The organism is Zavarzinella formosa DSM 19928 (genome assembly GCF_000255705.1).
GTDB classification, from domain to species: domain Bacteria; phylum Planctomycetota; class Planctomycetia; order Gemmatales; family Gemmataceae; genus Zavarzinella; species Zavarzinella formosa.
Window position 1 is genome coordinate 709,642 of the sequence record NZ_JH636439.1, and the last position, 11,854, is coordinate 721,495.

The 11,854-nt window shown below is 56.9% G+C and carries 8 protein-coding genes; 5 read left to right on the forward strand and 3 right to left on the reverse strand.

Features of this window, described 5'->3' with window-relative positions:
* Nucleotides 1-80 precede the first annotated feature (80 nt).
* On the reverse strand, nucleotides 81-722 hold the full coding sequence (locus BGIM_RS48555) for a sigma-70 family RNA polymerase sigma factor (RefSeq protein WP_020468488.1): 642 nt from the start codon (nucleotides 720-722) through the stop codon (nucleotides 81-83).
* A gap of 419 nt (nucleotides 723-1,141) precedes the next feature.
* Here BGIM_RS48555 and BGIM_RS48560 point away from each other — a divergent pair, with 419 nt between their 5' ends.
* From BGIM_RS48560 to BGIM_RS0103920, 4 genes are all read left to right on the forward strand, one after another.
* The gene (locus BGIM_RS48560) at nucleotides 1,142-3,739 is read left to right on the forward strand and encodes an alkaline phosphatase family protein (protein ID WP_020468489.1); all 2,598 of its coding nucleotides are present in this window, start codon (nucleotides 1,142-1,144) and stop codon (nucleotides 3,737-3,739) included.
* 317 nt (nucleotides 3,740-4,056) lie between these two features.
* A complete protein-coding gene (locus tag BGIM_RS0103905; RefSeq protein WP_157368595.1) occupies nucleotides 4,057-4,410 on the forward strand; it encodes a hypothetical protein in 354 nt (117 codons plus the stop codon).
* Nucleotides 4,411-4,471: 61 nt separating this feature from the next.
* Nucleotides 4,472-5,536, forward strand: coding sequence for a DUF1559 domain-containing protein (locus BGIM_RS65730; RefSeq protein ID WP_020468491.1), 1,065 nt, complete (start codon nucleotides 4,472-4,474; stop codon nucleotides 5,534-5,536).
* A gap of 216 nt (nucleotides 5,537-5,752) precedes the next feature.
* The gene (locus BGIM_RS0103920) at nucleotides 5,753-7,543 is read left to right on the forward strand and encodes a TolB family protein (protein ID WP_157368596.1); all 1,791 of its coding nucleotides are present in this window, start codon (nucleotides 5,753-5,755) and stop codon (nucleotides 7,541-7,543) included.
* A gap of 27 nt (nucleotides 7,544-7,570) precedes the next feature.
* Here BGIM_RS0103920 and BGIM_RS0103925 read toward each other — a convergent pair whose 3' ends face one another.
* The gene (locus tag BGIM_RS0103925; protein ID WP_020468494.1) at nucleotides 7,571-8,830 is read right to left on the reverse strand and encodes a Gfo/Idh/MocA family protein; all 1,260 of its coding nucleotides are present in this window, start codon (nucleotides 8,828-8,830) and stop codon (nucleotides 7,571-7,573) included.
* Between the two features lie 279 nt (nucleotides 8,831-9,109).
* Between BGIM_RS0103925 and BGIM_RS0103935 the strand changes: the two genes are divergently transcribed.
* Nucleotides 9,110-10,528, forward strand: a complete 1,419-nt coding sequence (locus BGIM_RS0103935; protein ID WP_020468496.1) for a peptidyl-prolyl cis-trans isomerase — start codon at nucleotides 9,110-9,112, stop codon at nucleotides 10,526-10,528.
* Nucleotides 10,529-10,614: 86 nt separating this feature from the next.
* On the opposite strand, the gene BGIM_RS48565 is transcribed toward BGIM_RS0103935, so the two are convergent.
* Nucleotides 10,615-11,640 (reverse strand): DUF1559 domain-containing protein, encoded by a 1,026-nt coding sequence (locus BGIM_RS48565; protein ID WP_020468497.1) that lies wholly within the window; start codon nucleotides 11,638-11,640, stop codon nucleotides 10,615-10,617.
* Nucleotides 11,641-11,854 lie beyond the last annotated feature (214 nt).

Sequence of the window (11,854 nt, forward strand, 5' to 3'; positions counted from 1 at the left end):
GACGCTCCCCTGCGCACGAGGGAGAGCGAGTAACTCCCCGGTGATTGACCATCGCGGGCACGACATGCCCCGGATTTTTTTCACAATCGTTTCAAATCGACCAGATCGCCATATTCATCCTTCAGCCGTTTCAACACGCGAGATTTGGCAAGATACACCACATGAACCTCCACCCCGAGTTCAGTGGCCACCTCGGCCGGATTCCGCTGATCAATCACAACTCGCCAAAAGGCCTCGCGAGTTTGCTCCTTGAATCCGGCAAGGATTTGCCGCAGGGCTTCTCGCAATAACAGTCGCTCTTCGTCCCGGTCTCGTTGCTCATCCGGTTCTTCAGGCGTCGGGTCGGGAACGGCCAACAACCACACTTGGGCGTCATCACCCGCCTGCCCCGATACGAGGTCGATCTTTTTCTTACGCCGACCCCATTCACTGATGGCGTTGCTGGTGATGATGCGAAGCCAGCCACGGAGGGTGCCGCCGCCTCTCTCCCATCGAAACCGGCCAATCGCTTGGTGAACCCGTCGGAACACCTCTTGGCAAACATCATCGGCATCGGCGTTTTGCAACCCGCCTTTGACGCACCAACCGCACACAAGAGGGCGATAGAGGTTGTCAAATCGCGCCCATGCCAATGCGTCGGGTTGCATTGATTGGATGCGAACCAAGAGCGAGAGGGAGGTGAGCGGTCCTCCCTCATCATCAAGAACGTTGCCGTCTATCACGAAATCGTCTCAAATCGGAAAATAATCCCTTAAATCATTCGAGGGAATGATCTTTCGACAAACGAAACCTTTTAAAATTTTAGCGTGAAAAGAAGGGGATGCTATCGCAAAATCCATCAGATGAGAGATATGAAGAAGAACGGCCCGGCAAATTTTCCATGCGGGCCTTATCTTTTGAACAACCGAATGTTCTCGCTCGTTCTGTCGTGATGCGATCCTCATTCTAAAATCGCGTCTGGTTCCTCTCCTTTCCAATTGACTCAGATTCTCTGGCGAATGCCGCGTGATCGAGGGGCGGTTCTCGTCCGGCCATTCGTCAACTTCATTTCTTCTCGCTTTCTACGACGAGAATTCAAACGCCATCGATATTCAAAAGATAATAACGACCATCTCATTTTAACTTGAAGGACTCGGCACATATGGTGCGGTTCATTCTTTGTTTGTTCATTTGGTCGGTCGTTGGAGAGTTCGTCACTGCGGACGAACTCGACCAACTTAAAGTGGGGCCACAGGCCGATGGTCGAATCGTGGTGCCGACGAACCAAGTGATCAAACCGACGGGCAAACAAATCACCTTTCCGGGCCGGCCGGTCGATTTGGCTTTTGCCGAGGATGGCAAGGTAGTGGTTGTCAAGAACATGCGAGATCTGGTGTTCTTGAATGCCGACACGGGCAAGATTCGCCAGACGCTGGCCGTTCCCGGAGGCGGCCGAAAGGCGGGTTTCGGCGTCGTCGGTCTTTATGCGGACGGCAATCGGGTCTATGTCACCGATGCCCAACAAAATCTGCGGGTGGCTGAGCGGAAGGCCGATGGAACCTATGCCTTTCAAGAACCGATCCCCTTGGAAAAACCGAAGGTCGGCGGTCTCGTCGATCCCGCCGGTATTGCAAAACTGATGACAGACAAATTCTTCGTCACGACCACCCGTGCCAACACCGTCCAACTTGTAAACACCAACACTCGCAAAGTGGAACAGGTGATCCCTGTCGGTGTCGCCCCATACACGGTAGTTGTTGCCAACCAAAACAAAGCCTATGTGAGCAACTGGGGTGGCGACCATCCGCAAGAAGGAGCGCCACAGAAAGCCAGTTCGGGCACGCCTGTTCGGGTCGACAAACGTACTGGCGTTGCCGACCACGGTTCGGTCTCCGTGCTGGGTTTGGAGGATGGAAAGTGGAAACAAGTCCGAACCGTCGAAGTCGGCCTGCACCCATGCGGCATGGTTCTAAGCCCCAACGGCAAATGGCTCTATGTGGCCAACGCGAACAGCGACACCGTGTCGGTGATCGAGACGGCGACGGACAGGGTTTTCGAGACGATCTCTTGCCGGCCCGAGGCCCGGTTGCCGTTCGGTAGCGCGTCAAACTCATTGGCCCTCAGTCCGGATGGCGGCACACTGTTCGTGGCCAACGGGACCAACAACTGTGTTGCCGTCATCCGTCTGGCTGCCGTTTCCTCGGAAGGCCCGGCTGACAGGCGACCTGCGAAAAGCGAGGTGGTCGGTCTTATTCCGACCGGATGGTTCCCCGGTGCGGTTCTCCTTTCTGACGATGGCAAACGATTGTTCGTTGCCAATGTGAAAGGGCAGGGGAGCCTCAGCCAGCCCAGGGTGGCGGAGAAGGGAAAAAATTCCCATGACCATCTCGGATCCGCCTCGTTTATTGATGTGCCGGATGCGACCACCTTGGAGGCGCTGACCAAAGAGGTCAACGTAAACAACCGGTTGAATCAAAGCCTTGCCGGGTTGGAAAAGCCACGACCCGATGCGAAGCCGATTCCCGTTCCCGAACGGCACGGCGAGCCATCGGTTTTCAAGCACGTCATCTACATCATCAAAGAGAACCGCACTTACGACCAAGTCTTCGGCGACATGAAGGAAGGCAACGGCGAGCCGAAACTCTGTGTCTTCGGTGAAGAAATCACGCCCAACCATCACAAACTTGCCCGCGAGTTCGCGCTGTTGGACAATTTCTATTGCAGCGGCATCCTCAGCGCCGACGGCCACTCATGGACCGATTCGGCGTATGTCACCGATTACCTCGAAAAAGCCTTCGGCAGCTTTTCACGCAGCTATCCTGACGATGGCCGCGACCCGCTCGCCTTCGCCCCGACCGGGTTCGTCTGGGACAACGCTCTTCTTCACGGAAAAACCATCCGCAATTATGGCGAGTTTGTCTCGGAGCAGGACTATTCCCCCAAAGGCACGCAGTGGAAGGATTATTTCAACGATTACAAAAACGGAACCCGTGACATAAAGATCACGATCAAGATCAACAAAAAGGCAATCGAGCCATTCACCCATCCGACCTATCCCTACTTCCCCCTGACCGCCCCGGATGTGTACCGGGCCGAGCTATTCTTGGAGGATCTCCGGAAGTTTGAAAAGGCGGGGTCGATGCCAAGCCTGATGACGATGTCATTGCCCTGCGATCACACCGAGGGCACAACACCCGACTTCCCCACGCCGAGGGCAATGGTTGCCGACAATGATCTGGCCTTGGGGAAGATCATTGAGGCCGTCAGCAAAAGCCAGTTTTGGAAGAACACATGCATACTCGTCGTCGAGGACGACCCCCAAAACGGCTTCGACCATGTGGACGGTCACCGCACGGTTGCCTTGGCGATCAGTCCTTACACGAAGCGGAAGCATGTCGATCATACCAACTACAACCAAACCGGGATGGTCAAGACACTTGAACTGATGCTCGGTCTGCCGCCGATGAACCAAATGGATCTCTCGGCGACACCGATGCGGAATTGTTTCCAGTCAGAACCGGACCTAACGCCATACAAGTCCGTGGTCAATCGCATCCCGCTTGACGAGATGAACCCTGCGGTCAAGAAACTCACCGGGAAGCAGCTTTTCTGGGCCGAGAAATCATTGGCCTTGAATCTGCGCGAGGGAGACAAGGCCGACGAAGACACTTTAAACCGCATCATCTGGCATGCGACCCGCGGGTATGATGTGCCTTATCCGGCGGAGTACGTCAACGAGTATGACGACGATGACGATTGAAATTCGTTTTGAATCTTGTTTGTCAACCAAGTAATACTGTGTAAAAATGGATTAGTTGAATTGAAAGCTAGTTTTCAATTTGCGATCTTCATTAAATTTTCATCATAATAGACATGAATGTTTTTTGTCGCCACGGTAGCGTAACAGTGCGACACAGACCTGTTTTGATTCGCCTTGTCAATTCTGAACTGTCATTTGGGAATGAGCCAATGTGTTTTCGGATTCACGCTTGGCTGCTGTTGATGGTAATCGCAATCAGTCTCGTTTCCGGCTGTTCGTCTGAATTAACCAGATATCCTGTGACGGGAACAGTGACGATGGATGGCGACAAACTCGCGCTGGCCATCATTCATTTTTACCCGGTCGATCCGAAGGCCGATCAATCCGGTGGAGGGACGGCCCGGACAGACGAAACGGGTAAGTTCTCCTACGGCGATGAAGGCTCCAAATCCGGGCTGGCGGCTGGCGAATACAAGGTTTTGGTTTCCCAAACACTCGTTAATGGCAGGCCGTCGATTGCCGGGAGCGGCGGCAAAAAGAGCGAAAAGATGGCGGGTGAGATTGAAAATATCCCCGATGTCTACCGCGATATCAACACGACGACTTTGACGGCGAAAGTTGGCAAGGATTCCCGCACGATCACTTTGGAGTTGTTCAAGAAGAAGCAGTAATCGCGGGCTGATTGGCCGCGTTATTTTTTATGTTCGATTTCAACTTTCGGGAGGATTGACGATGACGACGGTGCGCATCAGAAAGGGTTTTACCCTGATCGAGCTGTTGGTGGTGATCGCGATCATCGCGATTCTCATCGGCTTATTGCTTCCGGCGGTCCAAAAGATCCGCGAAGCGGCCAACCGAATGAAGTGTACGAATAACCTGAAGCAGATTGGCCTCGCCTTTCAAAACATCCATACGACCGAAAACCGTTTCCCGCCCGGATCGCTGGACAATGGGACGATGTGGTCTGCCTGGCTGGCGCCTTATTTGGAACAGGACGCGCTTTACAAGGCATTGGTGCTTACGCCCGAGAACGGGCACACGGACGATGATGTGACCGGCACATCCGGGGCGAACGCCGACTGGGCCTCTCCACCTCCGGGGTTTGCAAACGCCCGAATCGACGCGCCGGGAAGCGGCGGCGGAGCGTCAGGGCCGGACACCGAGCGTTGCGTCGCGGCTTGCGAAACCTTGGTGCCGATGTTCCGTTGTCCCTCTGCGGCACTGCCGGAGCATGTCAACTCCCCCAGTTATGAAGCCTGGATCGTTATCAAGCGAGTCCCGGCGAGCTATGCGGTGTGTGGTTCTGGAGTGAAGACTCAGTTTTACAACGCGTCTGACGTCACCTCGCTCGACGGCTCTTTCCAGCACACCGGATCGGCTTCTTACAACGGCAATCGGCTCAAGATTCCCCAGATTACCGATGGTCTCTCGAACACCATCTTCGTGGGCGAGGAAAATTACACTTTGAAGAGCAGTTACGCCTCGACCGAACTCGACGTGCAAGGAAACGCCCGACGCAAAGCGGTGTGGCAGTTCGGTTCCGATAGCATCGATTGTCAGATGGGCTTCAACGAAGCGTTTGGTTCGACCGGCGTCGCCATGAACCTGCCCCCGGTGGCCGGATTTACCGGGGCGGCCTTGGAAGCTTACATCGTCAGCTACGGCAGCCGCCACACCGGCGGGGCCAACTTCCTCATGGGCGATGGTTCGGCCCGGTTTATCCGCCAGACAATCACCCCGTCCGTGTACAGCGCTCTTGGCACGCGGGCTGGCGGCGAAACCATCGGTGATTATTGATTCTTCGACGTTGGAAGCGGTGAAGCGAGACAAGCCGGCCGATTTTGGTCGGCTTGTGTTCTTTCTGGCCTCCGAATGAAATCTCTTTTTCGAGTGACCGGGATGAGCCGAACCCGATTTTCATTCGTCATTCTTTTCGTTGTTGCGACCGCCGTAATCTGGTGGTCATGGTCGTTTTTTACCGGCGGGGCAATGACCGTTCCGGAGACTTCCGGGTTGCGTTCGTTTGTCTCCAAACGGCCGGCCGTGCCGATTGTGTTCACTTCCCGCACAGAACCCGCAAGTTTCCAAACGATGGCGATGAATGCCGAGGGGTTCGCCTATCCGGGAGCCATTTCTTGGACAGCCCGCGAAGGGCGACTTCGGTTACTCGACACCAATGGCCGGCTGTTTGAACTCACTTGGGGCCGGACGTTGCACGACGGGGGAACGCTGATCGATGTCATGAGCCCGTCTGTTTCCATCGACGGGAATCGCGTGCTGTTCGCCGGCCGGAGGGCGGCCCCGGACGCGGGGCATTGGCGGATTTATCAGGTGAACGTGGATGGCTCGAATCTCATTCAATTGACCGGAGGGCCGGACGACCCCGGCTGTATTGCCCTTCCACCGTTGAGATACGCCGCCGATGGCTCCCGGTTGTCGGACGATGAGCGGCGACGGATCGATTACGATGATGTTGATCCGACGGACCTCGGCCCGAATGGCTTCGCCTTTGCGTCAAGCCGGATTCCCGACCTTGGCCGGGACCATTCCCGCCGGGCCACACAAATCTGGTCTTGGCCGCCGGGGGCGTCGGCGCCTTCGGCCCAAACAGGCAACCGGAACAACGACCGTTGGCCAATCCTGTTGACGAGCGACCAGATCATGTTTGGCATGTGGAGCCGGAACCGTGAAGCGGTGACCGAGGATCGGTCCGATGTCCGGCCGGTGTCGGCTGGCGGCGTATTCGCCACCACTCCGACGGACCGTTGGATGGGGGTGCGGCTGATGTATGGCGGTGCGGATTTTAGCTACGCCATCAAGAGCATTGAACCCGTCTGGCGGCCTCGCCCGCTTTTCAATGGCCGGGTGGTTTTCATGACTCCTGTTCCGGGAGAAGAAGGGCGACTTCGGCTGGCCCAAGCCGATTGGGGATATATCCGGTCGTCGCCGAGTTCGCTTCAGCCGGGGGCCGACCTCCCCGACACTGGCGGCGCGAAGCTCCTGTTTGGTCCCGGCCAAAACGAAGCCGGGCGGGAGTTGTCGGCCAGCACGCCCAATCCCTGCCCGAATGGTTCGATTTTGTTCTCGGCAAGCGAGATTGGGGCCTCTGTTGGCGGATACGGGTTGTATTTGGTCGATGAAAATTGGACCGGTCCGGTGATTCCGCAACTCGTGTTTGATGACCCCGAGTTTGTCGATGCCGAGCCGGTCGCCATTTACAAACGGGGTTTTCCCGTGGAGCCAACGCTTCGGCCTGTCTCGGCTTCGGCGTCATACACCCCGCCGTCAAAGCTGTTGCTCGCCGGGAATCGCGAGTATTTTGGCCCGGCCGGTTATTTGGAAAATCTGGCCGTGCCCGACGCGATCCGGAATCCAATCCCTTGGCACGCCCCGTCCGCCGAGCAGATCGATCCCCGCAAAGATCCTTTGGTCCCGCCGCCGCCGAACTTGAAGGCGGTGGCGTTCTACGCGGCTCACCGTGACCGGTTCGATGATCCGAAGCTGGAACGTGTCTCCGGCGGTTGGGAGAAATTGATGGCGGTTCCCCTCGAATCGGAACGCGCCCTTCAAACATGGATTCCGGCCGATCCCCTGATGCCCACAGTAATCGTTGGCCTGGATGTGGAGGGAAAAATCGCCAAGTGGACGGGACGGGCCAACGATTCTGTCGGCCGTCCCGGTGTTTATTATGCCTATGCCGGCGACCACTACAGCGGCACGCGAGTCAACGGCTATCACTACTGCAATGGCTGCCACACCGGCCACACCTTCACCCCGGCGGACATCCGCGAACGGGTGAAGTGATGGCCCGGCCCATGCAGTTTCATATATTCAAGAAAGTTTCCACGGTTCCCGGTACGGCCGTTCGATCATCGCGTTGGCTTTGGCGTCTCCAACGATTTGTTCCTTGACCGGGTCCCAAGTGATCTTCTTTTGCAACCGGGCGGCGATGTTTCCCAAGTGGCAAACGGTCGCGGATCGATGGCCGATTTCCGCGTCGCAAATTGGCAGTTTGCGAGATCGCATGCACTCCACCCAATTCTGATGATGGTTGTTGCTTGCGTACAGATGCACGTCGGCTTCCTTCAAGGGTTCCTTGATGATGTCCCCCGGCGTTGATTCGATCTTCCCGCGAGTGACATAGATGCTGCCCTTCTCGCCGATGAAGGTGCAACCCCCTTTTTCGGCCATTCCGCAGGTGACTTTCACGCCGTTCGCGTAGGTGTAAAGAATCTCGCACCATTCGGGGACTTCATACCATCCGTCCTTGTGATACCGGGCTTTGGCATCAACAGTTGACGGGCCGGATTCGTCCATGCCGAGCGCCCATTGCATGATATCGAGATGATGGGCGCCGAAGTTGGTGAGCTGACCGCCGGAATAATCCCAGAAGAAACGGAACAAATAGTGAACCCGCTTTTCGTTGTACGGCCGTTGGGGGGCCGGCCCGAGCCAGCGGTCATAGTCCAGTTCCGCCGGGGGCATGGCATCGGCAACGGCCGGGCCTTTGAAGTTCACGCCGGGAATTCCAACCTTCACTTCGCTGATCTTGCCAAGTCGGCCGGAGCGAACCAGTTCGCACGCCAGCCGGAACTTGGCGTCGGAGCGTTGCTGGCTGCCGGTTTGCACAATGCGTTTGTTCTTGCGGGCCGCCTCGACGATCTTGCGCCCCTCGACGATGGTGAGCGTCAGCGGTTTTTCGCAGTAAACGTCCTTCCCGGCGTTGCAGGCATCAATCGTGATTTTCGCATGCCAGTGATCCGGAGTGGAGACGATGACCGCATCCACATCCTTGCGTTCGAGAATCTTCCGATAATCGGCGACTCCCTCCGGGGCCTTGCCGGACGCCTTTTCGACTTGCGCGACGGCCGCCGCCAGATGGGTGGAATCCACATCGCACACAGCGACGCAGTTTTTGGCATGGGCCGCCAAGTTACCCTTGCCCTGCCCGCCGACGCCGATGGCCGCGAAACGAATCTGCGAGGAAGGACTGGGAGTCTCGGCCGCACGAAGCGTCGGGAACTCGGGAAGGAAATAGGTGACGCCACCGGCGGCTGCGGTTTGGAGGAATGTTCGTCGGTTCAGGCCCATGGGTTGGCTCCGTTGGGAATGCGCAAAATCATGCGCGTCATGTTACCACGCCGACGATCATTGACCAATAATCAATGCCAATCCCGGCGGTGTTTCCGATTTCCGGCGGCCAGCGAACGAATCCAGATTGGGCATCCCCCACATTTCCAAGCTTTCCCCGTTTTTCATGGTTGTTTGTTTTTCGCTCGTTATTGGGTTTGGTTTTCGCATTGTGTTCTCGCAAACGGCCGATATAAGCGGTGGACTGGATCACTCCGCACCGACGGGAGGGGCGCACGGATGGCCCTCAAACGACGACGCGCCATGATGGCGCTGGCCGGCATCATGGCAATCAACGGCTTCACCGGTTGCACCGGGGACGCCTCGCTCGTTCGCAAGGATGCGCCTGTTCGTGCGGAGACACTTGTTCGCGCGGATGATCCGGCCGATTCGTCCGTGAAGCCGAATATCGTCCGGTCGCAAGCCCCGGAGGTTTTGCCCCCGGTGCGAATCGGCCGGCCCCAAACAGATTCGACCGGCCGCTCCTTCGTCTCGGATGCCACCGGCAAGACTGATGCCTCGGGCCGGGCTTTTGTTTCGGACCCGTTGAACATGGGCGCGCCGTCGGCCGTTCCCCCGCTCAGCGCTCCCGTTCAACAGGTTGGATCGGATGTTCCGGTGCCGCCGGTCAATGTCGGCGCTCTGGTTCAGCCGGTGCCCGACGTGAAACCGGCTTCCGGAAAGATGTCCGCGACGAGCAAGATGACGGATGAGGGAGACACCCAAGTCCGCATCGTCGCCAGCATTGGTAACAACCCGATTTACGAGAGCGAAGTCCGCGAGGCCGTGTATCAGCGTCTTGGCGAGTTGCTCAAACTGGCGGAACGAGAACAGGCCGTCAAGCAGAAGGAAATGTTCCGCGAAGAGCTTCGCCGGATCATCGAGCGGGAACTGGTGCTGGAAGACATGACCAGCACACTCACCTCCCGCAAGCAAACAAATGCCTTGGGCAAATTGAAGGAAGCGGCCGGCAAGGAAGCGGATGCTTTGCTCAAGCAGTTCAAGAAGGAACGGGGAGTGTCCGCGGACGAAGACTTCAAGACCATTCTTCGCTCCCAAGGGCTGACAATGTTCGGGATTCGCCGCCAGATCGAACGCGGCACGATGATGCGAATCTACATGCAGGAAAAGGTTTCGCCGAAAATTGAGGGCGGCATCGGCCTCGGCGACATCCGCGATTACTACGAGGCCCACGGCGGAGATTTCAAAAGCGAAGACTCGGTCAAATGGCTCGATCTTTTCGTGATGACGGAGAAGTTTGCCAGTCCGGCCGACGCGAAGCAATACGCAATGCAGTTGCTGGCTCAGATCCAGAAGGGCGCGGACTTCGGCCCGTTGGCGACGAAGTCCGGCCATGGGGACAGCGCCCTTCGCAATGGCTTGGGCATCGGCGAGAAACCGGGGGAAATCTTCCCGCCGGAACTGGAGCCGACTGTGTTGCGAACGAAGCCGGGACAGGCGACAATTCAGGAAACCGAGAATGGCTTCCACATCATCAAAGTGACCGACCGCACCGTCGCCGGCCGTCGGCCGCTCGATGAGAAACTTCAAGCCGAGATTCGCCGCAAGGTTCAGGCGGTGATTTTTGAACGGGAAGCCAAGCGGTATGTGGACACGCTCTGGAAACGCTCCCAACCGCAGGTGTGGATTGACCTCTGACACAAGGCTGACAGCGAGACAGAAAACGCAAAAGGCCGGGGCATCAATGATGCCCCGGCCTTTTTTCGTCGGGCGAAGGTGCCGGATCAGTAGTTGCCGATCACTTCACCGCCGTGGGCGGTGACAATGGCAGACAGTGTTTGTGGGGAGATCGATGTGCGAAGGAAGGCCACGTGCCCGTCGGCGAAGCAGCAGTTTGAACCGCCCGTGTGGAAGCTAAACACTTCGTTGTCGTTCGTGGCGTTCATGAACGCGCTGAATTTTGTGAGATTGGCCGGGTTAATGTCGTTCTTCTTCCAGAACACGTTCGGGCCGTCGGCGATCGGTGTCGTCAAAGAGGTAAAGTCGGCGGCCGTGGCGTTGGGATTGGTCATGTCAACGCTGAACGGTCCGTCGCTGTCGGCCCAGCAGAACCCTTGATCGTTCACCCCGGAGGCAATCTTCTTGCCGTTCAGCCAGAGGTCCGGGCGGGAGGTACATTCCCAGATCATCCCGGTGTTGGACAAGCCATCAGTGATTTGGGCAATCGTCGTCACTTGATCTTTGACCATCACACTGTTGATCTGGTCCGTGGTGGCCAGTGTGGGGAGACTGAAGATCCCCGAATATTGACCGGCTTTCACCGTGTTCATCGTGTCATAGTCGGTCGGGCCGGCGGCGCTGGCCAGCGTGATGCCAACCTTCGTCACGTTCAACAACGGAGTCCGTCCCGGACTGGAAGGACAAATGTACGTGTTGATTTGGGTGAGAATGGCGGTCCGATTCGCCGGATCATACCAATTCAGATTCGTGTTGTACAACTTGCCGACATTGCCCTGCTCGATGTAATCGAGCGTAAATGCCCGCCAGCTGTGGTAAGTGCCGCTTGGGTTGCCTGGGGCCGCCGCGCCCGTCGTGTAGGACGAGGCCGGGAAAAAGGTGTTCGTGTCGTGATAGTTCTGCATCGCCAACCCGAGCTGCTTCAGGTTGTTGGTGCATTTCATGCGGTTGGCGGCCTCCCGGATCTTTTGCACGGCCGGCAACAGCAGACCGATCAGGATGGCGATAATGGCGATCACCACCAGCAGTTCGATCAAGGTAAAACCACGGCGACACCGTTGCACGGTCGACATTCACATACTCCGTAAAACAGATTGAGAGAGACGAGCCTTGGAGACACCGGTTTTGCCGGGTCTTGGCAAAGTATTAAAATAGAGTGAGAGCAGGGGTTGAAAGTGAAGATTGAATGAAACCTGTCAAAAGTCTCGAATTAGATCACTCAAGGCTTTTGACAGATTGAGCACGTTACTTTGATCAATTTTTGTGAGAGAGTGAAGAATTCAATTC